Origin of the sequence: Curtobacterium sp. MCLR17_007 (assembly GCF_003234655.2) — a bacterium.
In the GTDB taxonomy this organism is placed as follows: Bacteria; Actinomycetota; Actinomycetes; order Actinomycetales; family Microbacteriaceae; genus Curtobacterium.
This window is the reverse complement of record NZ_CP126271.1, coordinates 286,545-310,262: the sequence shown is the minus strand read 5'-3', so window position 1 is coordinate 310,262 and position 23,718 is coordinate 286,545. Positions and strand designations below refer to the sequence as shown.

23 protein-coding genes are annotated in these 23,718 nt (G+C 72.7%); 8 read left to right on the top strand and 15 right to left on the bottom strand.

Features of this window, described 5'->3' with window-relative positions; translation table 11 throughout:
* Nucleotides 1–2: 2 nt before the first annotated feature.
* From DEJ13_RS01535 to DEJ13_RS01525, 3 genes are all read left to right on the top strand, one after another.
* Complete coding sequence (locus DEJ13_RS01535; RefSeq protein ID WP_111107068.1) at nt 3–1,901, top strand: gamma-glutamyltransferase family protein; 1,899 nt, start codon at nt 3–5, stop codon at nt 1,899–1,901.
* Entirely contained in the window at nt 1,885–3,549 is a 1,665-nt protein-coding gene (locus DEJ13_RS01530) for a dipeptide ABC transporter ATP-binding protein (RefSeq protein WP_111107069.1), read from the top strand. Before DEJ13_RS01535 ends, DEJ13_RS01530 begins: the two co-directional genes overlap by 17 nt.
* 145 nt (nt 3,550–3,694) lie before the next feature.
* Nucleotides 3,695–4,396 carry a GntR family transcriptional regulator gene (locus DEJ13_RS01525; protein WP_235515575.1) on the top strand — a complete coding sequence of 234 codons (702 nt, stop codon included), beginning with the start codon at nt 3,695–3,697 and terminating at the stop codon, nt 4,394–4,396.
* Between the two features lie 48 nt (nt 4,397–4,444).
* Here the strand turns inward: DEJ13_RS01525 and DEJ13_RS01520 are convergent, their stop codons facing one another.
* Both DEJ13_RS01520 and DEJ13_RS01515 read right to left on the bottom strand, forming a co-directional pair.
* Nucleotides 4,445–5,605 carry a peptidoglycan DD-metalloendopeptidase family protein gene (locus DEJ13_RS01520; RefSeq protein WP_111107070.1) on the bottom strand — a complete coding sequence of 387 codons (1,161 nt, stop codon included), beginning with the start codon at nt 5,603–5,605 and terminating at the stop codon, nt 4,445–4,447.
* Nucleotides 5,606–5,766: 161 nt separating this feature from the next.
* On the bottom strand, nt 5,767–6,810 hold the full coding sequence (locus tag DEJ13_RS01515) for an NAD(P)-dependent alcohol dehydrogenase (RefSeq protein ID WP_111107071.1): 1,044 nt from the start codon (nt 6,808–6,810) through the stop codon (nt 5,767–5,769).
* A 185-nt stretch (nt 6,811–6,995) separates the two neighbouring features.
* On the opposite strand from DEJ13_RS01515, the gene DEJ13_RS01510 reads away from it, so the two are divergent.
* Both DEJ13_RS01510 and DEJ13_RS01505 read left to right on the top strand, forming a co-directional pair.
* A complete protein-coding gene (locus DEJ13_RS01510) occupies nt 6,996–7,436 on the top strand; it encodes an OsmC family peroxiredoxin (protein ID WP_056126383.1) in 441 nt (146 codons plus the stop codon).
* Between the two features lie 79 nt (nt 7,437–7,515).
* Nucleotides 7,516–7,770 (top strand): hypothetical protein, encoded by a 255-nt coding sequence (locus DEJ13_RS01505; RefSeq protein WP_056126385.1) that lies wholly within the window; start codon nt 7,516–7,518, stop codon nt 7,768–7,770.
* Here the strand turns inward: DEJ13_RS01505 and DEJ13_RS01500 are convergent.
* On the bottom strand, nt 7,748–8,452 hold the full coding sequence (locus DEJ13_RS01500; protein WP_146245247.1) for a hypothetical protein: 705 nt from the start codon (nt 8,450–8,452) through the stop codon (nt 7,748–7,750). The two genes, DEJ13_RS01505 and DEJ13_RS01500, sit on opposite strands and share 23 nt — an antisense overlap.
* A 70-nt stretch (nt 8,453–8,522) precedes the next feature.
* On the opposite strand from DEJ13_RS01500, the gene DEJ13_RS01495 reads away from it, so the two are divergent.
* The gene (locus tag DEJ13_RS01495) at nt 8,523–10,040 is read left to right on the top strand and encodes a threonine/serine exporter family protein (protein WP_111107073.1); all 1,518 of its coding nucleotides are present in this window, start codon (nt 8,523–8,525) and stop codon (nt 10,038–10,040) included.
* Between the two features lie 24 nt (nt 10,041–10,064).
* Here the strand turns inward: DEJ13_RS01495 and DEJ13_RS01490 are convergent, their stop codons facing one another.
* The gene (locus tag DEJ13_RS01490) at nt 10,065–10,259 is read right to left on the bottom strand and encodes a DUF2795 domain-containing protein (RefSeq protein WP_056126391.1); all 195 of its coding nucleotides are present in this window, start codon (nt 10,257–10,259) and stop codon (nt 10,065–10,067) included.
* A gap of 89 nt (nt 10,260–10,348) precedes the next feature.
* Entirely contained in the window at nt 10,349–11,023 is a 675-nt protein-coding gene (locus DEJ13_RS01485) for a TetR/AcrR family transcriptional regulator (protein ID WP_220037591.1), read from the bottom strand.
* Between the two features lie 196 nt (nt 11,024–11,219).
* Here DEJ13_RS01485 and DEJ13_RS01480 point away from each other — a divergent pair, with 196 nt between their 5' ends.
* Nucleotides 11,220–11,540 (top strand): hypothetical protein, encoded by a 321-nt coding sequence (locus DEJ13_RS01480; protein ID WP_056126398.1) that lies wholly within the window; start codon nt 11,220–11,222, stop codon nt 11,538–11,540.
* Between the two features lie 115 nt (nt 11,541–11,655).
* Here the strand turns inward: DEJ13_RS01480 and DEJ13_RS01475 are convergent, their stop codons facing one another.
* From DEJ13_RS01475 to DEJ13_RS01455, 5 genes are all read right to left on the bottom strand, one after another.
* Nucleotides 11,656–12,567, bottom strand: coding sequence for an SDR family oxidoreductase (locus tag DEJ13_RS01475; protein ID WP_111107074.1), 912 nt, complete (start codon nt 12,565–12,567; stop codon nt 11,656–11,658).
* A 104-nt stretch (nt 12,568–12,671) separates the two neighbouring features.
* Nucleotides 12,672–13,604 (bottom strand): PfkB family carbohydrate kinase, encoded by a 933-nt coding sequence (locus DEJ13_RS01470; RefSeq protein WP_111107075.1) that lies wholly within the window; start codon nt 13,602–13,604, stop codon nt 12,672–12,674.
* Nucleotides 13,604–15,091 carry a purine-cytosine permease family protein gene (locus DEJ13_RS01465; protein WP_056126403.1) on the bottom strand — a complete coding sequence of 496 codons (1,488 nt, stop codon included), beginning with the start codon at nt 15,089–15,091 and terminating at the stop codon, nt 13,604–13,606. The genes DEJ13_RS01470 and DEJ13_RS01465 overlap by 1 nt, the downstream gene beginning before the upstream one ends.
* Nucleotides 15,092–15,168: 77 nt before the next feature.
* Nucleotides 15,169–16,167 carry an ADP-ribosylglycohydrolase family protein gene (locus DEJ13_RS01460; RefSeq protein ID WP_111107076.1) on the bottom strand — a complete coding sequence of 333 codons (999 nt, stop codon included), beginning with the start codon at nt 16,165–16,167 and terminating at the stop codon, nt 15,169–15,171.
* Complete coding sequence (locus tag DEJ13_RS01455) at nt 16,164–16,910, bottom strand: GntR family transcriptional regulator (protein WP_056126406.1); 747 nt, start codon at nt 16,908–16,910, stop codon at nt 16,164–16,166. Before DEJ13_RS01455 ends, DEJ13_RS01460 begins: the two co-directional genes overlap by 4 nt.
* A 122-nt stretch (nt 16,911–17,032) precedes the next feature.
* Here DEJ13_RS01455 and DEJ13_RS01450 point away from each other — a divergent pair, with 122 nt between their 5' ends.
* A complete protein-coding gene (locus DEJ13_RS01450; RefSeq protein WP_111107077.1) occupies nt 17,033–17,746 on the top strand; it encodes a hypothetical protein in 714 nt (237 codons plus the stop codon).
* A gap of 14 nt (nt 17,747–17,760) precedes the next feature.
* Here the strand turns inward: DEJ13_RS01450 and DEJ13_RS01445 are convergent, their stop codons facing one another.
* The 5 genes from DEJ13_RS01445 to DEJ13_RS01425 all read right to left on the bottom strand — a co-directional run bounded on the left by DEJ13_RS01445 (nt 17,761) and on the right by DEJ13_RS01425 (nt 23,656).
* A complete protein-coding gene (locus DEJ13_RS01445; protein WP_111107078.1) occupies nt 17,761–18,543 on the bottom strand; it encodes an endonuclease/exonuclease/phosphatase family protein in 783 nt (260 codons plus the stop codon).
* A gap of 9 nt (nt 18,544–18,552) precedes the next feature.
* A complete protein-coding gene (locus tag DEJ13_RS01440; RefSeq protein ID WP_146245248.1) occupies nt 18,553–19,131 on the bottom strand; it encodes a sigma-70 family RNA polymerase sigma factor in 579 nt (192 codons plus the stop codon).
* A gap of 40 nt (nt 19,132–19,171) precedes the next feature.
* The gene (locus tag DEJ13_RS01435; protein ID WP_111107080.1) at nt 19,172–20,689 is read right to left on the bottom strand and encodes an LCP family protein; all 1,518 of its coding nucleotides are present in this window, start codon (nt 20,687–20,689) and stop codon (nt 19,172–19,174) included.
* A gap of 153 nt (nt 20,690–20,842) precedes the next feature.
* Nucleotides 20,843–21,493, bottom strand: a complete 651-nt coding sequence (locus DEJ13_RS01430; protein WP_056126415.1) for a GntR family transcriptional regulator — start codon at nt 21,491–21,493, stop codon at nt 20,843–20,845.
* 12 nt (nt 21,494–21,505) lie between these two features.
* On the bottom strand, nt 21,506–23,656 hold the full coding sequence (locus DEJ13_RS01425) for an MMPL family transporter (RefSeq protein WP_258374111.1): 2,151 nt from the start codon (nt 23,654–23,656) through the stop codon (nt 21,506–21,508).
* Nucleotides 23,657–23,718: the final 62 nt, after the last annotated feature.

The following is a 23,718-nucleotide window of genomic DNA, read 5'->3' as shown; positions in this document are numbered from 1 at the left end:
CAATGAGCACCAACCCCGCCTTCGTCGAACCCCGTGTCGAGACGACGAGACCGGACCTGCAGGGCACGTTCGGCATGGCCGCCGCGACGCACTGGACCGCCGCGGCCACCGCGCAGTCCGTGCTGGAACGCGGTGGGAACGCGTTCGACGCCGCCGTCGCCGGCGCGTTCGTCCTGCACGTCGTCGAGCCACACCTGAACGGGCCCGGCGGCGACATGACGGCCGTGTTCGCGACCGCCGCCGACCGGGTCCCGACGGTCCTGTCGGGCCAGGGCCCCGCCCCCGCCGCAGCGACGCCCGAGCACTTCCGCGCCGAGGGGCTCGACCTGGTCCCCGGAGCGGGAGCACTCGCCGCCGCCGTCCCCGGCGCCGTCGACGCCTGGTTCCTGCTGCTCCGCGACCACGGCACGTGGGAGCTCGCCGACGTGCTCGCCTACGCCGTCCGGTACGCACGCGACGGCCACCCCGTCGCGCCGCGCGTGGCCGCGACGATCGCGACGGTGCAGGGCCTGTTCCAGGACCACTGGCCGACGTCGGCCGACCGGTGGATGCCGGGAGGCGCGGTGCCGGCCCCCGGGACCGTCATCCGCAACGAGACCTGGGCCGCAGTGCTCGACCGCTTGGTCGACGCCGGCTCCGGTCACACGGGCAACGGTCCGGCGGACCGCGCGGCGCGGATCGACGCGGCGCGTGACGCGTGGGCGACGGGCTTCGTCGCCGAGGCCGTCGACCGCTTCGTGCGCGCTCCGCACCGCCACGCCTCGGGCACCGACCACGCGGGCGTGATCCGCGCGGGCGACATGGCCGCGTTCCGGGCGTCGTACGAGCCGGCGACGACCGCCGAGTTCCGTGGTCACACGATCGCGAAGACCGGTCCGTGGGGCCAGGGACCGGCGCTGCTGCAGACGCTGCGGCTGCTCGACCCGCTCGACGACGCCCTGCTCGACCCGTCCACCGTGCGGGGAGCGCACACGATCGTCGAGGCGCAGAAGCTCGCCCTCGCCGACCGCGAGGCGTACTACGGCGACGGCGACGTCCCGATGGACCAGCTGCTCGCCGACGACTACTCGGACACCCGACGCGCACTGATCGGCGAACGCGCCTCGCACGAGCTCCGGCCTGGCATCGTCGGGGTCGCCGCGGGTGCGCTGCCGCCGCTCCGTGAGACCTACACGCCCGGCGGCGAGCCGATCGCCGGCGTGGGTGAGCCCACGGTCCCCGGAGCACGCGGCAGCGCCGTCGCGGCCCCGGCCGAGGACGATGCCCTGCACGAGGACCGCGGCGAGCCGATCGTGATGGAGACCGGCGAGACGCGCGGCGACACGGTCCACATCGACGTCGTGGACCGCTGGGGCAACATGATCAGCGCGACCCCGTCCGGCGGCTGGCTGCAGTCCTCGCCGACGATCCCCGAGCTCGGGTTCTGCCTGGGCACCCGCCTGCAGATGACCTGGCTCGAGGAGGGCACGGCCTCGACGCTCCGTCCCGGCGAGCGCCCCCGCACCACGCTCACCCCGACGCTCGTGCTGCGCGACGGTGAACCCGTCACGGCGCTCGGCTCCCCCGGCGGCGACCAGCAGGACCAGTGGCAGCTGCTGTTCCTGCTGCGGACCATCGTCGGCGGGTACTCCCCGCAGCAAGCCATCGACGCACCGGCCCTGCACACCACGTCGTTCCCGGGGTCGTTCTGGCCCCGCACGTGGACCCCCGGCGGCCTGGTCGTCGAGGACCGCCTCGGCGACGACGTGATCGCCGGGCTCGAGGACCTCGGCCACGTCGTCACCCGCGCCGGCGACTGGTCGCTCGGCCGCCTGTCGTGCGTGACGCGCGATCCCGCCACCGGCGTCCTGGGCGCCGCCGCCAACCCCAGAGGAGCACAGGGCCATGCCACAGGACGCTGACGACCGCAGCACACCCACCGGGGCCGAGCCGGGCCTCCCGTCCGTCGACCACCGCGAGCCCCTGCTGTCGGTCCGCGACCTGCGGGTCGCGTTCGGCGAGCGCGAGGTGCTGCACGGCGTCGACCTGGACGTCCGCCGCGGCGAGCGCGTCGCGATCGTCGGCCAGTCCGGATCCGGCAAGTCGACGCTCATCGCGGCCGTGCTGCGGCTGCTGCCCGGAGCCGGACACATCACGGGCGGGTCGATCCACCTGGGACCCGTCGACATCGGCACCGCGGACGAGTCCGTGATGCGCCCGGTGCGCGGCGGCCGGATCGGGCTGGTGCCGCAGGACCCGTCGACGAACCTCAACCCGGCGATGCGGGTCGGCGCGCAGATCGCCGACACGCTCCGGGCCGGTGGGCTGCGCGGCCGTCGAACCGTCCGCGACCGCGTGGTGGCGCTCATGACCGAGGCCGGGATCCCCGAGGCCGGTCGGCGCGCGGACCAGTACCCGCACGAGTTCTCCGGTGGGATGCGGCAGCGGATCCTCATCGCGATCGCCCTGGCACGGCAACCGGAGCTGCTCATCGCGGACGAGCCGACCAGCGCGCTCGACGTCACGGTGCAGCGGCAGATCCTCGACCACCTGCAGACCCTCGTCGACCAGCACGGCACCACGCTGCTGTTCGTCACGCACGACCTGGGTGTCGCGGCCGACCGGACCGACCGGATCGTGGTGATGCTCGACGGCGAGGTCGTCGAGCAGGGCGCTCCCGAGGCGATCCTCCGCGACCCGCAGCACGAGTACACCAAGCGGCTCATCGCGGCGGCCCCGGCGCTGTCGGCCGCCCCCGCCGAGCCGACCGGTCGCGGGGAGCCGGTCCTCGTCGTGTCGGACCTGGTCAAGGAGTACAAGCTGCGCGGGCGCGGCGCGGGGACGCTCCGGGCATCGGACGGGGTCTCGTTCTCGGTGCGGCGGGGCACGACCACCGCCGTGGTGGGCGAGTCCGGATCCGGCAAGACCACGGTCGCTCGGATCCTGCTCGGACTCGAGCTACCGACCTCCGGCACGGCGCTCATCGACGGCCACGCCATCGGGACGGCGCGCGGAGCCGAACGACGGGCGATCCGACGGCGCGTGCAGCCGGTGTTCCAGGACCCCTACGGGTCCCTCGACCCGACGTCGACCATCGAGCGGATCATCGACGAACCGCTGCGGGTGTTCGGCGTGGGTGACCGCGACACCCGGACCGAGCGGGTCGCGACGCTGCTCGACCAGGTCGCACTCCCGCGATCGGTCGCGCAGCTGCGGCCGAACGAGCTCTCCGGCGGGCAGCGGCAGCGCGTGGCCATCGCCCGTGCGCTCGCCCTCGAGCCCGAGGTGCTCATCCTCGACGAGGCGGTGTCGGCCCTCGACGTCCTGGTGCAGGAGCAGGTGTTGTCCCTGCTCGACGAGCTGCAGGACCGGCTCGGGCTGAGCTACCTGTTCATCACGCACGACCTCGGCGTGGTCCGGCGGATCGCCGACGACGTCGTGGTGATGCGGCGCGGCAGGGTCGTCGAACGGGGCTCGGTGCGGGCGGTGTTCGACGCACCGCGGGAGCAGTACACGCGCGACCTGCTCGAGGCGATCCCGGGCCGGGGGCTGGCCGAGGCCGCCGCGTGACGGACCTGCTCGACGCACTGCGTCGTCCCGGTGGCGGGCCAGGGTCTGACCGAGGCCGCCGCGTGACGGACCTGCTCGACGCACTGCGTCGTCCCGGGGGCGGGCCGGGGCCTGGCACCGACCGCGGCGTGAGACGCTGTCCCACGTGCTGAACGGTGGCGGGGTCCTCGACGCGATCCGTCGCGACATCGTGGCGGGTGCCCTGCAGCCGGGCACCCGTGTGACCGAGGCCTTCCTCGCGGAGCGCTACGGCGTTTCGCGGGTGCCCGTCCGCGAAGCCCTGCGCGGGCTCGAGGGCGAGGGCTTCGTGGTGTCCCGACCGAACGCCGGGTCCCGGATCGCCGAGATCCCCTTCGACGAGGCCGACGACCTGTTCGCCGTCCGCGAGTCGCTGGAGATCGCCACCGCCCGCCGCGCCGCCGTCCGTGCGCGCACCCTGTTCGACGCCGACGCCCCGCCCGAGGACTGGTGGCGTGTCCGACGCGAGCTCGGGACGGTGCTCGACGCGGGTGACGCCGCCGTCGAGCGCGACGAACTCGACCTGCTCGTCGAGCTCAACGAGCGCTTCCACTTCCTGGTCGCCGAGCTGTCGGGGAGCACCACGCTCGCGACCCTGCTCGTGCAACTGTCCCGGAAGATCGAGTGGCTGTACGCGCTCGACACCGCGTCGCGCGGCAAGCGGCTGTGGCCGGACCACCGCCGGATCCTGGCTGCGATCGACGCCGGCGACGTCGAGCAGGCCGCGGAGCGCATGGGGTGGCACGTCCGCGAGAGCCGTATCGGGTACGCCGCCCGGTCGTCGTCGAACCGGGCCGCCGAGCTGCGGTCAGTCGCCCCGACGGCCTGAACCGGAGGGCGGCGGGAAGGCAGGAACGTCAGCGGAACTGCAGGACCGTCAGCGGAACTGCAGGACCGTCAGCGGGTCCACCAGGTTCCCGTTCACCCGCGTCTCGACGTGCACGTGCGGCCCGGTCGACTGGCCGGTGTTGCCCGACTTCGCGATCTCCTGCTCGGCACCGACCGTCTGGCCCGTCGTCACCTCGATCTTGCTGAGGTGCGCCGTCAGCACGGTCGTCACGCCGTAGGTCACCACGACGTAGTTGCCGTAGGACGGGTCGTTCGCGACGGTCTTCGTGACGGTGCCGGGACCGGACGAGTACACCGGCGTCCCGATCGGCACGGCGGCGTCGGTGCCCTGGTGGTAGCGCGGGACGTGCCCGGCGCCGCGGTCGTCGCCGTAGCGGCCGCTGATGACGCGGCTGACGACCGGCCACTGCATCGTGCTGATCGGCTTGGCGGACCAGACCCTGGTGCCGGCCTTGCCGTAGAGCACGACGTTGCCGTCGACCTGCAGGAGCAGCTGCCCGCCACCGGCCCGGTAGGTCTTGGTCGACCAGATCGCCTTGCGGTCGGCGCGGTAGACGACCAGGTTGCCGTCGGCCTGCACCGCGGTCCAGGCCCCCGGGTTCCGGTAGGTCCTCGTCGACCACGTCGCCCGGCCGTTCGTGTACTGCACCAGGTTGCCGTCGGCCTGCATCGTCAGCACGCATGAGGTGCTGGCGTCCGTGCGGAGCGTCGTGCCCGCGGTCAGGACGGTGCCGGCGGGGACCCGGCCCTGGAACGACGCGATCTGCCAGCGCACGGCACCCGCGGTGTCCGTCGTGCGCATCGACCCGTCCGCTTCGACCGAGAAGCCCTTCGAGGTGTACCCGTTCGGACCCCACTTGGCGAAGATGACGCCGTTCATCGTGAGCACCAGGTAGCCGTCCTTGCGCGCCACCGCGACGGCCCCGGGCTTGTTCGCGGTGTTCGACGCCCACATGACGACGTTCCCGATCCCGTACTCGACCAGGTTGCCGTCGCCCTGCATGACCACGCGGTACTGCCCGTTCGGACTCGTCACCGAGTCACCGGGGTAGAGCTTCGAGCCGGCGGGCAGAAGTGCCGTGTAGGTGGCTGCCTGCGCCGGTGCCGCGACGACGAGCGCGCCGGCGAGCGCGATCGCCACCGCGGTGACGGCGGTGACGGTCCTGGTCCAGATGTGGGTCCTGCGCATGGTTCCCCTGCTCCCGCGGAGAACGGCGCGGGCCGCCGACCCGGTGCGGGTCGTTGGCAGCGCGCCCTGTTCGCGCTGCCGAACGATCGTCACAAGTGCCGACGGCGCGACACAGCCCCAGTTGCGGGGGTGGTCCGGAGGCTCCTGACGTGCAGGAGGGGTCAGGCCGAGGGGACCACGACCGCCCGGCCGGACAGTTCGCCGGCCTCGAGCTTCCGGTACGCCTCGAGTGCGTCGTCCATCGAGTACCGCTCGACGTCCGGCACGATCTGCCCCGCGCGGTACATCGCGACGACCTCGTGCAGGTCCTCGATCGTTCCCCAGTACGTGTTCGTGATCGTCGACTCGTACGGCGTCGAGAAGAAGTTCCACTCCGTGGTGCCGCCCGCGATCCCGACCACCGTGAACCGCCCGCCCACGGCCATCGACGCCTGCGCGACCCGGATCGTGGGTGCCGCCCCGACGAAGTCGAACGCCGCGTCGACGCCTCGGCCACCGGTGACCTCGCGGATGCGGTCCGCCTGGTCGGGACCGCCGGGGACCGTGACCGCGCCGCGCTCGGCAGCGCGGTCCATCGCGTCCTGCTTCATGTCGGTCGCGATGACCGTCGCGCCGGTCAGTGCCGTCAGGATCTGCACGGCGATCTGGCCGAGGCCGCCGAGGCCGACGACCAGGGCGAAGCGTCCGCCCCCGGCCAGGTTCGGCAGGGCGTTCTTGATCGCGTGGTACGGCGTCAGGCCGGCGTCGCTGAGGGGTGCGGCGGCGATCGGGTCCGCGTCGCCGAGCGGCACGAGGTTGCGCGCCGGGACGGTCACGTACTCGGCCATCCCGCCGTCGCGCCCCAGGCCGATGCCCGCCGCCGGGTTGGTGGCGGCGTTCACGCAGTAGGTGTCCTGCCCCTTCGAGCAGAAGGTGCAGTGGCCGCACCCGGTCGGGCCGTAGACCAAGTAGGCGTCGCCCTCGGTGAAGCCCGTCACACCGTCCCCGACGGATTCGACCCACCCGGAGTTCTCGTGCCCCAGGGTGAACGCGGGTGCCTGCGCACCGGGCTGTCCCTGCTGGAACTCGCGGTACACGGCGACGTCGGAGTGGCAGGCGCCGGCTCCGGCGACCCGCAGCAGGACCTCACCCGGACCGGGTGTCGGCTTCGGGACCTCGGTCAGGGAGGGGAAGGTCTGGTACCGCTCGAAGACGACTGCACGCATGCCCGCAAAACTACACCTGTCGTTCACTCCGAGGCGTGCGGAGACCGGACAGGGACGCGTCGGCCGGGCCGGGGTCGTACCGAGCCTGCGTCTTCACCGAGAGCGGGTTGCGAGAACGGTCGTTCTCCGATTGACTCGGCTCTGGCGAGGCCGATCGGCCGCACCCCCACGACGAAAGGAACGGCATGCCCACGCGCACCGCACGTACCGCCTGGAACGGTGGCCTGAACGACGGCTCCGGCCAGGTCGAACTCTCCAGCTCGAAGGTCGGCACCTACGACGTGTCGTTCCCGAAGCGCGCTGCCGAGGACGCGAACGGCACCACCAGCCCCGAGGAACTCATCGCCGCAGCGCACTCCGCCTGCTACGCGATGCAATTCTCCGCGGTCCTCGGCGAAGCCGGCGGCACCGTCGAAGCCCTCGACGTCAAGGCCGACGTCTCGCTCGGCCCGGACAGCGCCGGCGGGTTCAAGCTCACCGGCATCGTGCTGACCGTCCACGGCGAGGTCTCCGGGATCGACGAGGCCGCCTTCCAGAAGGCCGCCGAGGACGCCAAGGCGACCTGCCCCGTCAGCAAGGCGCTCACCGGTGTCGACATCTCGCTGAACGCGACGTTCGAGCAGTAGTCGTCACCACCTGACGGACAGGAGGCGCGGTGCCGGCTGGCACCGCGCCTCCTGTCCGTCTCTCAGTACCCTCGAGAGCATGACGGCCCGCCCCCGCACCTGGACCCACGTGACGCTGTGGCTCGGCCTGGCGGCCGTCGTCGCCGGCGTCGTCGTGGCGGCCACCACGCCACGCCCCTCGTCCGGCTGGTACGCGTACGCCCCGCTGTCCGACTACGCGTTCGTCGCGGGCACCATCGACTGGCAGCTGTGGACCGGTGTCGGCCTCGCCGTTGCCGGAGCAGTCGCCGCCGCCTTCGCTGCCGGACGCCTCAGCGTCCGTCGCCCGCGCTGAGCCGGGCATCCGCCGCGGCGAGCGCCGCGCGCATCCGCTCCGCCTCGCCAGCGGCCCACCCGCCGGAGCCGGCCAGCGGCAGCTCCGTCATGAACCGTCGACGGTCCGCGGGGAAGGCCCGGACGACGCGGTCCGGGTCCTCGAGCACCGTGCGGTACAGGTCCGGTCCGTCCGCGTAGTAGGGGTCGGTCAGCACGAGGCGGCCGTCGGCACCCCGCATCACGTTCGCCGGGTTGTCGTCGAGTGGACCCCACCACGGCTGCTCGGCAGCACCGCGGGCGTGGACCTGGTGGAGGTGGTGTGCGAGCGCTCCGACCGCAGGCGAACCGACCACGACCGACGCCAGGAACGTCGCCGCCTCGGCTTCCGGCACCGACGACAACGGCTCCATCAGGATCAGGTCACCACCGCCGTCGAGGACCCGGTGGGCGAACAGCGCCGGCACCTGCCCGGTGTCGGACGCGATCCGGTAGAGCATCGCCGCGTACGGCCCCGCGGGGTCGAACGGACTGATCCGCGCGACGACACCGCCGTCCGGTGACCGGAGCGCCCAGGCCCAGTCGCCCACCCCGGACGGCGTCCACCCGGCCGCGCGCAGGAGCGCGTCCACGTCGAGGTGGGTGGCCCCGGGATCGAGATCGGCCAGCAGCGCGCGGGCGGTGTCCTCCGACGTCGACGTCATGCCGGCCACGCTAGCCGAGCGTCCAGCGCGCGTGGAGGACGCGGTGGCGGGCGCCAGGCACAATGGCGTGATGCCCGATCCGCTCCAGCCAGCACCCCGGACGGGCCGCCCCCCTCGTCCACCGCACCGCCCGCGCGCCCGCAGCGTCGCGCAGCACGACCTGCGGGACATCCGCGCGCGGCTCCGGGGCTCGATCTACGAGCACGTCGAGCCGGACCGCCAGGCCGCCGCCCAGTACACGGCGGTGCAGATCGTCGACTTCTGCCTCGACGTCGCCGAGGTGATGCTCGCCTCGGGTGCCGACACGCGCAGCGTCGAGATCGCGCTGGTCGCCGTGGCGACGAAGTGGAACCTGGCGCCGCTCGAACTCGACTTCTCAGGCAGCTCCGTGACGATCCAGTACGCCCCGGCCGAGGGCCCGGCGCTTGTCAAGATGCGCACGGTGCGGTCGGACGGGTCGGACCTCAACCGGCTGGCGTGGGCGAACCAGATCGTCGACGACGTCATCCACGACGAGCGCGACATGACCTCGGCGGTCAGCGCCCTGGTCGCGGTGCTGCGGATGCCCTCGCGGTGGCCGACGTGGGTCGCCGACGTCGGGCTCTCGGTCCTCGGCACCTCGGTGGCGATGCAGGCCGGTGGCGGGTGGCGCGCCGGCGTCGGCGCCTTCGTGCTCATGCTGGGGATCATCGTGTCCGGCCGCTGGTTGACCGGCCGCGGCTACCCCCAGTTCTTCGTCTCGGGAGCGCAGGGAGCCGTCGCGTCGGTGATCGGCACGCTCGCGATCGGCGCCGGGGTGCTGCAGCCCGCGGGCGCCGCCACGATGGTCGCCGCACTGGTGGTCCTGCTCCTGCCGCACGTGGCGCTGGTCACCTGGGCACAGGACGCGATCTCCGGGTTCCGGGCGATGGCCGTGGCCCGGGCGTTCTACATCGGGCTGGTGATCGCCGCCATCGTGGTCGGGGTGCCCGCGGGGATCGCGCTGACGAAGTGGCTGCACCTCGAGGTGGACCCGTCGGGCATCGTCACGCAGACCCTGCCGCTCTGGGCGTCCCTGTCGTTGACGGTGGTGTCCGCGGCGGCGAACTGCTTCGTGCAGCAGGCCAGCGCCCGCGTCATCCCCGTCGCCGTCGTGTTCTCGGTCGCCGCCGGGGCGTCACTCTGGGGACTCCGGCAGCTCGGACTCCCACTGCTCGGCGCGACGTTCCTCGCCGCGGTGTTGCTCGGTGTCCTGTCGACCTACGCCGCGGTCCGGATGCGGACGGCGGTGTCGGCGATCTCGGTCCCGGCGTTCTGCGGCGCTCTGCTGCCCGGTGTCGCGGTGTCCAACGCGCTGCTGAACTTCATGTCGGGGACCTCGAGCGCGGCACTCGACTTCGTCGCCGCGGTGTCCGTCGCGCTCGGCATCGGGGCCGGTCTCGTGCTCGGCGGCCTCTTCGCGACCCCGGGGGCCCGGCGTGCACTCCGGCGGACCCGTCGGGTCGTGGTGCACTCGGTCCACAGCGACACCACCGCGCTGCGGGTCATCCGGGACAGCGGGTACGACCCGGGCAACGGGACCGTCCCGCGACTCCCCCGGACGCACTGAGCGCCCGAGGGGTCGCGGTGCCGGTCAGCTCGCGTCGGAGACGGCGCTCGAGACGGCGGTCGGGGCGTCGTACTCGCCGTCCGGGATGCCCTTGAGCGCGTCCAGGACGTCGCCCTCAGCACCCTGCTGTTCGGCGGTCGACACGATGTCGTCCTTCGAGGCGGGGTAGTCGATGCCGCTCAGGTACTTCTGGATCTGGATCGGGTTCGGCGTTGCCATGGGGGCTCCTCGTTCGGTTGACCACCAGGACTACGCGAGCGGGTCTCGGCGACGGTCCAGCGTCGCGTTCCGCGGCCAGCGGGACCGCGCTACAGGTCCCAGCCGTCGTCGGACCACGTGGACAGTCGACGCGCGGCCTGGGGCTGGTACCGCTCCATCCAGCCGCGCTCGAGCCGCGCCACGGCCCGGTCGAACGCCGGCACGAGGTCGAGGTCGGCCCGCAGGAGCGCCTGCAGCTGCAGCCCCTCGTACAGCGCGATGAGCTGCTCCGCGCCGCGCCGGGGGTCCATCGTGTGCGGAGCACGGCCGACGGCGACGTCGTGCTCGAGCCCGCGCTTGATCTGCGCGAAGAAGAGCTGGTACCGCGAGCGCAGGTAGGACGACATCGGGTGCGCCGCGTTGCCGGCGACCGACAGCAGCGCGACGAGCAACCGCATCAGTGCCGGGTCGTCGGCGTTCGAGGCGACGATCGCCCGGAGGAGCTGCACTGTGGTGCCGTCCCCGACCTCACGTGCGACCTCGTCCATGCGGGTGCCGTTCCAGCGGTCCAGGGCGGCGAGGACCAGGCCGTCCCACGACGGGAAGTGCTGCCGGAGCTCCTCCACCGTGATGTCGAGCCGCTCGGCGACGGCTTCGGGCCTCGCCTCGTGGAACGGCACGTCGCGGAGCAGGTCGACGGTGGTCCCGACGATCGTGATCCGCAGGTGCAGGGTCGCGGCAGCGGCGGCGGCTGCCGCGGTGTCCGCGCTGGTGTCCTCGAGCATCATGCCCTCCGTCGATCCGGGACGGCGGGTCGACGTCAGCGGGACCCGTGTCCGATCGCGGACGTCCTGTCCGCTCGACCCATCCAAGCGGTTCGCGGGGTGGAACAGAATCCCCGGTACGGGGGTCGGCAGGAAGGAGGACCGGCGCTGGTCGACCCCCTGGCGCGTTCCCGGCGTCCTGTGTGACGATGCGGGCATGACCCCGGACCACCCCACCGCCCAGGGCCTGGCGACGATGGCCTCCGCCGGCTTCGAGTTCGGCGGCGACCCCGACCAGGTCGCGCACGACGTCCGCACGATGTGGCAGCAACTCGGGCGTCCGCAGGGTGCGTTCGACGCCGCGGCACACGCCATCGCCGTGCTGCCGCAGCGTCCCGAGGTCCCGGTCGCCGCGCAGGCCGAGCGCCGACGGCTCGAGCGGGCGTTCGGCATCAACCCGGTCGAGGTCGAACTGGCTGCGGCGCTGTCCGCGCGCGAGCTCCTCGAGCGCATGGCCCGGAGCTGCGGGGTCGGCTGAGGCGTTCGACATCGGGCCGGCGGCTCGACGGAACTGCAGAACGGACACAGCACCGCGGCGATCCGCGGTGCTGTGTCCGTTGCGTGGTGCTGTGCGCGCCGTCGGCGCCAGCGCCCTACGGCGTCGGCATGCCGCCGTCGACGTGCAGCGTCTCGCCCACGACGTACGACGACTCGCCGCTCGCCAGGAACACGAACGCCGGCGCGAGCTCGGCGGGCTGGCCCCAGCGACCGAGGTAGGTCTGCTCACCGGCCGAGGGCAGGGCCTCCGGCGGCTGGCCGCCGGCCGGCTGCAGCGGGGTCCAGATCGGGCCCGGTGCGACCGCGTTGACGCGGATGCCCTTCGGCGCGAGCTGCGCGGCCAGGCCCTTCGCCAGGTTGTTCACGGTCGCCTTCGTGGCCGCGTAGTGCACCAGGTGCGGCGACGGCGCGTACGCCTGGATCGAGGTCGTGTTGATGATCGTCGAACCCGGCTTCAGGTGCGGGGCGGCGGCCTTCGTGATGCGGAACGTCGCGTAGGCGTTCGTCTTGAAGGTCTCGTCGAACTCCTCGTCGGAGATCTTCGTGATGTCGTCGACGTTCTGCTGCTTGCCCGCGTTGTTGACCAGGATGTCCAGGCCACCGAGCTCCTGCACGGCGGTCGCGACGAGGTGCTCGCAGAACTCGAGCGAGGTGATGTCGCCGGGGATCGCGACGGCCTTGCGACCGGCGGCCTCGATGAGCCCGATGATGCGGTCGGCGTCCTCCTGCTCCTCGGGGAGGTAGCCGATGGCGACGTCGGCGCCCTCGCGGGCGTAGGCGATGGCGACGGCCGCGCCGATGCCCGAGTCGCCTCCGGTGACGAGTGCCTTGCGGCCCTCGAGCCGACCGGAGCCGCGGTAGGTGTCCTCGCCGTGGTCGGCCGGCACGTTCTGCGCCATCTCCTCGTCGGTGCCGGCACCCGACAGGTACTGCTCGTCGGGCTTCTTGTCCGCGTAGAGCTTGGTCGGGTCCTGCATCGTGTACTGGTCGATCTGCTGGTCCGTCATGTCCTCGACGGTACGCAGCGGCGCCTCCCGGCCCCGTCAGCCGGCTGTCCCCCGGCGGGCCAGGAAGGCGGGACGGGAGGCCCGGCACCGGTCCGGCGCGCGGGTCAGGCCGGGTGTGCGGCGAGGAAGGCATCGGTCTCGGCCCGCGTGGGTGCCGTCGCCGGGCCGAGGCGGGACACCGCGATCGCCGCGGCCGCGTTCGCACGCCGGACCGCGTCGAGGACCGGCTCACCGCGGGTCAACGCGGCGACCAGGACGCCGCCGTGTGCGTCGCCGGCGCCGTTCGTGTCGACCGCCGCGACCGGGAAGCCCGGCACCAGGACCGGACCGTCCGGCAGCGACCGGTCGGCCACCCAGCACCCGGCCCCGCCGTCACGGACCAGCACGGCGCCGCGCGCCCCGGCGGCCATGGCGGTGACCGCCTGCCGCAGGTCGGCCGACGTCGGGGACAGGAGCCGGGCCTCCCGGGCGTTCGTGGACAGCACGTCCGCACGTGCCCTGACGGGGCCGAGTACCGCCGGGTCGAGCGTGTCGACGAGCGGTGACGGGTCCAGCACCACGCGCACCGACGCCGGCACCGTCGGCAACCAGTCGGCGATGGCGGCGCCGTTCTCGGCGTGCGCGAGGCCGTAGCCGGAGACGAACAGCGTGTCGTCGTCCCGCAGCGCGATGCGGGCCAGGTCAGCCGGTCCGAGCCGCCCCTCCGCGCCGACGGACGTGACGAAGGTGCGCTCGGTCGATGCGTCGACGAGCGCGACGCAGTACCCGCTGTCCACGTCGTCGATGCCGGGCTGCACGACCTGCACGTCGGCGTCGACGAGTGCGCGACGGACGACGTCGCCGAAGGGTCCGGTGCCGAACTGGCCGCCGAAGACGACCTCCATCCCGTCGCGCCGGGCGGCGACCATCGTGTTCAGGCCACCGCCCGCCGTGATGTCCGACGACGAGGCGATCACGTCGCCGCCGGGCTCGGGGAGCGCACCCACCCGCATCACCAGGTCGACGATGACGTTGCCGACGGAGACCAGCCGGGGCATCAGCGGCGACCGGCGAACGTCAGCGGCGCGGACTCGTCGGCCTGCTCGTGCAGCAGGCCCTTCGGACCCCCGCTCAGCAGGTAGACGGCGGCAGCGACGACGAAGGTGACGACCCACCCGAGTCCGTTCGCGCCGATCCACGTGCTCGAGAACGCGCCGACGAACACCGGGTCGGCGTCACCGACCTGCACGCTCGTGAACAGGAACCCGACGACGATCGCGACGGCCCAGGCGATGACGGCGCGCCACGCGATGCCGCCGGAGTACCAGTAGCGGCCGCCGGCCCGCAGGTCGAGCAGCGCGGTCGGGTCGTACCAGGTGCGCCGGGTGATGTCGGCGATGAACACCCCGAGCCATGCGGTGATCGGGACGGCCAGCACCGAGATGAAGGTGATGAACGGCGCGTAGAAGCCGTCGGCCACGAGCATGAAGTACATGGCGCCGAGGAAGGTCACGACGACGTCCACCGTCACCGCCCACACGCGGGGGACCTTGATGCCGAGGGTCAGCGTCGTCAGGCTCGCCGAGTAGACCGACAGGTGGTTCGAGAGCAGCAGGCCGCCGAACGCGGCGATCAGGTACGGGATCGCCATCCACCCCGGCAGCAGGTCGCGGATCGCGGCGACCGGGTCCCCGGCCCGGGCCAGCGTCGGGTCACCGGCCGACACCAGGGCGCCGAGGCCGACCAGCAGCACGAGCGGGATGCCCGCGCCGGCGGCGCTCGCAGCGACCAGCTTCGAGGCCCGGACGCTCGTCTTCGTGTAGCGCGCGATGTCCGCGCCCGCGGTCGCCCAGCCGATCCCGGTGCCGGCGGCGATGGTGCCGATCCCGATTGCCATCGCGGCGAACGGGCCGGCCGGCGCGCTCCCGACCACGTCCCAGTCGACGCGCAGGACCAGGAACACGGCCACGAACACGTTGAGCGCGCCGAACACCCAGGTCGCCCACTTCTGCACGGCGACGATGAAGGCGTGACCGAGGCCGGAGATCAGCACCGTCGCGACGACGAACACCAGGATGGCGACGACCGTCAGCAGTGGGGTGTGCTTCGCGTCGCCGTCCGTGCCGAACAGGATCGTGAAGAGCGAGAGCAGGACGAACGCGGCGGTCGTGGTGTTCACCGTCTCCCAGCCGAGCCGCGACAGCAGCGAGACGAACGTCGGGCCGATGTTGCCCCGGACGCCGAACACCGCGCGGCTCAGGGTGAGTCCGGGTGCACCGCCGCGACGACCCGCGATCGAGATCACCCCGACGAGCGCGAACGAGCCGGCAGCACCGATCACGGCGACCAGCAGCGCCTGCCAGACGTTGAGGTGCTGGAAGGCCACGAGGGTGGCGCCGAGCGGCAGCCCGAGGATCGAGATGTTCGCCGCGAACCAGACCCAGAACAGCGCTCCGGAACTGCCGGTCCGTTCGGCGGTGGGCACGGGTTCGATGCCGCGCTGTTCGACGCTGGTCAGGGTGCCGGCGGTCGGTTGGTGGGACATGGTTCCTCTTACGTCGTCGGAAGGGTTCGTCGTGCTGGGCCCGAGCGGTGACTCGTGGGGGATGCCACCGCTCGGGCCTACCTGCGGAGTCGCAGGATGACCAGGGGTGTCACGACCTCGGTGAACCGGAGGTCGTTGACGGACTCGACGCGGGCAGCCGATCCGGCCGGCCAGGCGTCGGTCCCGTGGACGGCACCGAGCACCGCCCCGGCCATCGCCGCGATCGTGTCGGTGTCGCCGCCGGCGCTCGCCGCGGTGCACAGCGTGTCCCACGGGTCGAGGTCGAGCGCGACGAGGGCCAGGGCGGTGACCACTGATTCCTGGCTCGCGACGCTCGTGCCGATCACGCCGTCGATCGCCCGGACCCGCTCGGCCGCGGGCACGGTCGGCAGCCAGGTGCGCGCCCAGGCGGTCTTCGCGGCGACCGACGCGCCGGCGATCCAGTGCCCGCGTCGCTCGCCGACGGCCGCTGCGGCCACCGCGACGTCGAGCGCCTCGTGCCGGGAGGCCCCGTCGATCCCGGCACTGACGGCTGCGGCGATCGCGGCGGCCCCACCGATGCCGATCCCGGTGTCGTGCGTGACGCGCGAGGCGTCCTGCACCGCGTCGACCAGCGCCTCGAGGTCGTCGGCGGGCGTCGCGATGCCGACGGGGGTGATGCGCATCGCCGCGCCGTTCGTCGTGCCGGTCGACCCGGCCTCGGAGGCGGGGACGCCGTCGAGGATGCGCTGCACGGCGGTCTTGGTGCTCGGACCCAGCAGGTCGAGCGACCCCTTCGCCGCCATGCCGCGCTCCCAGTCGATGAGCGCCTGGGCGAAGCGGGTGGGGTCGATCCGTCCGTCGCCCTCGACCAGCAGGCGTGCGACCAGCACGGCCTGCTCGGTGTCGTCGGTGATGCTCGCGGCGGGCATGCCGTGCGCGATGCGCTGGTGTGGGCCGGCGTCGACGAACCCCGTGATGCCGCCGTGGTCGAGCCGGATCTCGTCGCGGGACATCGACTGGGTCGGCATGCCGAGGGCGTCGCCGATCGCGAGCCCCTGGAACGCGGCCAGGGCATGGTCGGTGGTGCGGCTCATCGCGGGTCCCCCTGGTCCGGACGCGTGCTGGGTCGCGGGTCGCCCTGGCCGAAGCGCATGTGGATCCGGAACCGCTCCGGGTCGAGCAGGCTGTCGACGGCCTCGACGAAGGCCCCGTCTGCCGTCCGCGCCACCCGACGACTGTGCAGGAACGGGGTGCCGGCGGCACGACCGAGCACGACGGCCTCGTCCTCGTCGAGCGGCCGGACGTCGATCCACTGTTCGGCGCGGGCGGGCACGAGCCCTGCTGCCTCGATGGTCGCGCTGAGGGACCCGTCGACCAGTCCGTCCTCGACCGCCTGGTCGAGTCGGCCGATGCGCGGGACGATGCTCCGTTCGAACGAGACGTGCGGGCCGCCGTCGATCGACCGCACGCGATCGACCGCGACGAACGCGGGGTCGGCGCCGACGAGGCTCGCGAGCTCCGCGTCCTGGATCCGTTCGATCCGGAGCGTGGTGGCGTGCACGGGGGTGCCGCTGCCGGCGATGGACCGCGCCCAACCGGCTCGGGGGTCGAGCGCGGCACCGTCGAAGGTCACGACCGACCCCAGGCCGCCGCGGGTCGCGATGTACTCGTCGTCGGCGAGTTCGGCCAACGCGGCGCGGACGGTCCCCCGGCTGACGGAGTAGCGCTGGGCCAGGTCGTGTTCGCCGGGCAGGCGCTCCCCGGGGACGTAGCGGCCCGTCGCGATGGCGTCGCGGAGGGCGTCGGCGACGAGGCGTCGCTTCGATGAGACGGGCATGACGGCAACGGTACATGTACAAGACCTGTCCAGTCCAGCAGAAGGTCACGGTCCGGTGACGGCGAGGCCCCGATCCGGTAACAGCCGTCGCGCAACGGCGCAGCTGGTCGTACCGTCGAACGGTGACTGCACGGATCTCGCTCGCGCTCGGCGCCGCCACACTCGCCGTCCTGGTGGGTGCCACGGCCGCCGACCTGTCGAGCGGTGGCCCCACGGACGGGCGTGCCGTCGCCGCCGAGCTCGCACCGGACCCGAGCGCCGCGCACGTCTCGAACGCCAAGCTCAAGCGCGTCGACGGCCTCGAGCTCGACTCCGAGTCGATCACGCTCCGCCGGGGGGACCGGACCGTCGCCGTGGCGTCGATGCGCAACGGGGACGAGACGGTGGCGCTCTTCGACCGGCTGTTCGGCACGCCGTCGCGCACGCAGACGGCCGAGGGCGACGGGGGGCGCTGCTTCCCCGCCGGTGTCACCTACACCTGGGGCGGCGCGCTGCGGGTCGCCGCCCTCGCCTCGCCCTCCGAGCTCGGCAACGCACTCGAGGTCCGCATCCTGCGCGCGGACGTCCGGGCCCGCACCGGTGGCGTCGTCGAGCTGAGCGGTCCGGACGGCGTCCAGGTGGGCGACGACATCGAGGACGTCATCACGGACACCCCGACCGGCGACCGCGAGTCCCTGGGGTCGGACGACGCCCCGGCGTGGCAGGTCCTGCTCGCCGAGGGCTGGCCGTCGGACCGCAAGGGCGCGGGGACGAACGGCGTGTCCGCCCTGACCGACGACACCACCGTCACGGTCATCGGCTCACCCATGCCGGTGAACGCCGCGCGGAGCTGCTGACCCCGACGCCGTGGTCACACCCGGATCGTCGCGACGACCGGGAAGTGATCGCTCGCGAACCAGGTCTCCGGTCCGTCGTGGTCGATGCGGACCCGGTCGACGCCGGCGACGCCCTTCGTGAACACCCAGTCGATTCGTGCCCCGGTGTCCACCGGCGCACGCCAGTCGTTGTACGTCGCAGTCCGGTCGTCCGGGTCGCCTGCCACCGTCCACGCGTCCGACCAGCCGGCGTCGGCGAACACCCGCGACGCCGCTCCGGAGCCGGCTGGCTCGTTGCAGTCCCCCGCGAAGAGCAGCGGACCGTCGACCCCGGCCAGGCGCTCCACGACGAGGGCGGCACTGCGGGCGCGGACCTCGTCGCCGTGCGCGTTCTCCTCGTGGTCGAAGTGCGTCGTCAGCAGCGTGAACTCCGGACCGTGGACGTCGAGGAACCGGGCGTGGTTGGCGATGCGCGGGTAGACGCTGCCCCAGGTGTTCGACACCGGTTCGTCCGGCGTGTCCGACAGCCAGAAGGAGCCCTCGTCGACCGGACGCAACCGGTCGGTCCGGAAGAACACCGCGGCGTGCTCCCCTGCCGTGCCGCCCTCGCGGCCCTGCCCGACGTCGGCGTACCCGGGCAGCCCCCGCCGCAGGTCGTCCATCTGGTGCGCGAACGCCTCCTGCACGCAGAGCACGTCGGGGTCGTTGCGGCGGACCACGTCGAGCACGACGGGCAGCCGTGCGGGCCAGTCGTGCGCCGGGTCCGGGTTCTTGATGTTGTATGTCATGAGGGTGATCGGCAGCGCGGGGGTGGTCACCCGTCGAACCTACGGGGACGTGCCTGACGGGCTCGTCATGACCCGTCGCAACGCCAGCACGCCGTCGCGCGCACGCGTCTTCGCTGTCGCCGTCGGCACGCCCAGGCAGGCGCCGGTCTCCGGCCCGCTCATCCCCACGAGGTGACGCAGGACGACCGCGTCGCGCTGTCGCGGCGGGAGGGTCCGCAGCGCACGGCCGAGTTCGACGCGGTCGAGGACCGACTCGGCGCGCTCCACGCTCGCGTGGTCGACCAGCTCGAGGTCCCTGGCGCCGATCCGGAGGTCGCGGTCGCGGTCCGCGCGCGACTTCCGCAGACGGTCGATCGCGCGCCGCTGGGTGATCGTCCGGATCCACGCGATCGCGGAGTGCGACGGGTCGAACCGGTCGGCGATCATCCAGAGCTCGAGGAACACGTCCTGCACGATCTCTTCGGCGAGACCCGCATCGGCGAAGTACTGGCGCACCCACCGGTGCACCAGCGGGCGGAACCGGGTGTGGATCCGCGTGAAGGCGGCCCGGTCACCCCTGCCGACGGCGACCATGAGCGCGCGTTCCTCGGACCGGGTGACAGACAGATCAGCGTGCATCACCAGAATGTGACATTTCTGGCGGCAGACCGCAACTCGGTCAGTAGATGCAGGCGTCCGCTTCGCCGTAGGCGTGCACGGCCGTCGACGACGGGCTCGGCTCGTCGGAGGGCGACGCCGCGTCCGAGGGCGATGCCGCGTCCGAGGCGTCCCCGGAACCGCCGTCGGACGACCCGGCACTCGGTTCGGTGGGCGTCGCCGCGACCGCGGTCTTGCCGTCGGTCCCGAGCACGAGCGTGACGCCGGTCGCGGTCGGGGTCTGTACGGCGACCGCGCCCGGCACCGCTGCCATGACGGCCTTGGCCTGGGCTTCCGACCCCGCCGGGTACTGCACCATCGTCGTCGCCGTGGTGTCCGACGAACCCGGCGCCCCGACCTGGAAGCCGCGCCCCGCGAGCGTCGTGCCCGCTGCGCCTGCCGCGCCGGTCACTCCGCTGCCGTTGAGCACGGTGACGGCGACCGACGCCGGGTCCGCCGCGGTGGCCGACGTGTAGGCCTCGGGCTGCCCGACCAGGCCCTGCACGAACGCCGGCATGCCGGCCGTGTCGACCTCGACGATGGACAGCGCTGAACCGCCGACGTAGATGGTCGGGGTGCCGAGGATCGGGATCGTCGCCGACTTGATGGCGGCTGGCCGGAGGTTCCGCAGCTGCGTCGCGAGCGACAGCATGTCGAGACCTTGGTCGGTCTCGATCGACCCACCGATCGCGTCGATGATGTTCGTGGTCTTGACGGGGTTGAGCAGGGTGCCCGCCGAGAGGATCTTCCGTGCCTCTTGCGACAGGAAGTACTGCTGGCGGACCTGGCGGTCCAGGTCGCCGTTCGGCAGCCCGTGTCGCTGGCGCACGAAGGACAGCGCCTGTTTGGCGTCGAGCTGCGAGTTGCCGGCGGGCAGGTCCACGCCGGAGTACGTGTCCTGGGCGGGTTCCTTGAGGCAGACGGAGACCGGGCCCAGTTGCTTGACGATCTCGTAGAACCCGAGCAGCGACACCCGCACGTAGTGGTCGATCGACAGGCCGCTCAGGCCCTCGATGGTCTTGATGAGCAGCTGCGCACCGCCGGCGGCACCGCCACCGTTCATGGTGCCGTAGGAGAAGGCACTGTTGAGCTTGCCCTTGCCGACACCGGGGATCGACACGTACGAGTCGCGGGGGAACGAGATCATCGTCGCGTCCTTGCCGTCCGCGGAGATGTGCAACACGATCATCGTGTCGGTGTTGGTCGCGCCGCCGTCGGTCTCGGTGCTCAGCTCGGCGAGCTGCTCGGGCGTCGCGTTGTCGGGCCGGTGGTCGTCGCCGACCAGCAGGATGTTCATCGCCTTGCCGTCGACGTCGTCGTGCGTCGAGGTCGACCCCGTGATCGCGTCGACCTTGGTGACGCTCGACGCGAGGCGGTTGTACGCGTACGCCGCGTACCCGCCGCTGAGCAGCAGCCCCATCGTCAGGACGCCGGCGATGGCCGGGAAGACCACGCCGATCCCCCGCTTCTGCCGGCCGTGCCGGGGCGGCAGGACGCCGCGACGGGGGCGCTCGGTCGTCTCTTCAGGCTGCGTGCTCACTGCAGCACGATAACCGCAGACCGTGAGCCGAGCATGAGTCCCGACACCGGCCCGGTGCCCTGGCCCCCGGACTGGAGGCGCGTGGCGGGCCCGGTGCGGGCCTCCTGTCCGTCTGCTGGCAGCGACTCGCGCCCGTCCGCTGCCCGCCCCGGCTCAGCCGCGCGTCGGCAGCAGGTGGACGGCCTCCATCGCCAGCTCGGCGGCGATCGGGTCCTTCGCGAGGACCGCGTCACGGAGCTTCTGCAGCTCGGGCAGGACCACCGCAGCGGGGACGAGCTCGGCGAGCTCGGGCACGCGGAGCTTGAAGGCCAGGCCGTCGGTGGTCGACCGGCAGAGCTGCTCGAGCGAGGCGTTGCCGCAGGCACCGGCCCACATCGCGTACAGGTCAGCCCCGTCGTGCGCGACCTGTGCCTGTTCGGCGTGCTCGGTCCGCTTCGTCACGTCGTCGAGCATGGCGACGACCTTGCGGCGCTGGGCGTCGGTGAACCGCGGGACCGCCAGCCGGACCACGCCGCCGTAGATCACGCCGAGGGTGCGGTACGCGTCGAGCAGTTCGTCCTTCGTCGGCGCTGCGACCCGCGTGTAGCGGTTCGGCGCCATCTCGATCAGACCGGCGCGGGCGAGCTCCGCGAGTGCTTCGCGGATCGGGGTCCTGGAGACACCGAGCCAGGCGATCAGGTCGTCGTCGTTCAGGCGTTCGCCGGCTTCGAGGGTGCCGTCCATGATCGCGTCGCGGATCTTGTCCTGCACGGTGTCACGGAGGAGCTTCCGCTCTGCGGCGGGCTGCGTCGAGGGGACTGGCATGGGCCCAGCGTGTCACATGTCAGCGCGCCTGCGTGCGAGGCGCGACGGCCACCACGCACGGTGACCCAGGTCGTACACGATCGCCGGCACGAGCAGGGACCGTACGACGATCGTGTCGAGCAGCACCCCGAACGCCACGACGAAGGCGATCTGCACCAGGAACAGGATCGGGATGACGCCGAGCGCGGCGAAGGTGGCGGCGAGGACGACCCCGGCCGAGGTGATCACCCCGCCGGTGACGCCGAGGCCCCGCAGAACGCCCTCGTGCGGCCCCGAGCGGATCGTCTCCTCGCGCACCCGGGTCATGAGGAAGATGTTGTAGTCCACGCCGAGCGCCACCAGGAACACGAACGAGAACAGCGGGACGGACGGGTCGGCACCGGGGAAGTGGAAGACGTGGTCGAACACCAGGGCGCCCACGCCGAGCGCTGCCGCGAAGGAGACGATCACGCTGCCGATCAACACCAGCGGCGCGACGATGCTCCGGAGCAGCAGCATCAGGATGAGCAGGATCACGACCAGCACGACCGGGATGATGAGCGTGCGGTCTCGGATGCCGGTGTCGTTCGTGTCGACCGCCGTCGCGGTGACCCCGCCGACGATCGCCCCGGGGTCGGCGCGCTCGACGGCGACCCGGAGGTCTCGGACGGTCTGCTCGGCGGCATCGGAGTCGGCGGTGTCCGTCAGGGTGGCCTGCAGCAGGACCCGTCCGTCGACGACGGTGGGCGCTGCCCGCTGCCCGGTGCCGGGCTGGGCACTCCCGGACCGGGCGGTGTCCGCGTCGGTGCCGACGGGCACGGTGCCGGTCTGCGACTGCTTCGACACCGCGGCCACCCCGTCGACGCCGTCGGTGCGCTCGATGGCGTCGACGAGCCGGTCGAGCCGGTCGGCGTCGCCGATCACTTGGGCCGGACTGCCGGATCCGCCCGGGAAGTGGTCGGCGAGCACGGCCTGGCCGTCCCGCGCCTGGGACTGACCGATCACCAGGTCGCTCTGCGGGACGCCGTCCGCCCGGAGCCCGAGCAAGCCGGTCCCCATCGCGAGCAGACCGACCGTGCAGACGATCCAGACCACGCGCGAGCGACGGGCCACCAGACGGCCGACCCGCGCCCAGAGCCCGCGGGCGTCCGGCCCGGTCACGGCCTTGTGGGCGCTGCCGTACGTCGGCCGGAGCGGCCAGAACGCCGCGCGGCGGAAGGCCAGCAGCAGTGCGGGCAGGAGCGTCAGGGCGGCGAGCACGCTGAACGCGATGCCGATCGCCGCCACAGGGCCGAGCGCCTTGTTCGAGTTGAGGTCGGACAGCAGCAGGCAGAGCACCCCCACGATGACGGTGCCGCCCGAGGCCAGGACCGGTTCGAGGCTGCCGCGCAACGCCGCCTTCGTCGCGTCCCACCCGGTGCGCTCGTCCCGCAGCGCCTCGCGGTAGCGCGAGACGTAGAGCAGGGCGTAGTCCGTCGCGGCCCCGATCACCAGGATCGACAAGATGCCCTGCACCTGCCCGTTCACGGTGACGATGCCGGCCTTCGCCAGGGCGTAGACGACCAGGATGGACGCCGTCAGGGCGAACGTGGCGGTCCCGAGGACCAGGAACGGCAGGAGTGGCGACCGGTAGACGACCACCAGGATCACCAGCACCGCGAGCAGTGCCACCCCGAGCAGGATCCCGTCGATGCCCGCGAACGCCTCGGTCAGGTCGGCGGTGAACCCGGCGGGCCCCGTCACGAAGCCCTGCACTCCGGACGGCAGCGCTCGGTCCACGTCGGTCCGGATGGCAGCGACCGCGTCACCGGTGTCCGCGGCCGTCGTCAGCGTCGCGACGATCTCCACCGCGGCACCGTCCTTGCTCGGGATCGGCGGGCTGACGGACTCGACGTCGGACCGCTCGCCCAGCGTCCGGGCCAGGTCGGACGCGGCTGCGGTGTCGGACGACCGCAGACCGCCGTCGCGCTCGAGCACGACGACGGCCGGGGCGCCGGTCTCGTCGCGGAACGCTGCGGACTGCTGCTGCACCTCGGTCGCGTCGGCGGACGCGGGAAGGAACGAGGTCTGGTCGTTGGTCGAGACCTCGGAGATCTTGCCGAAGAACGGGCCGCCGACCGAGGCGACGCCGAGCCAGACGACGATGACGAGCGCAGGGAGCACGATGCGGAGGAAGCGGGGCACGCGGCTGAGCGTACTCCGATCGTCAGCATGCTGACGACTCGGTCCCACCCGATCGGCGCTCC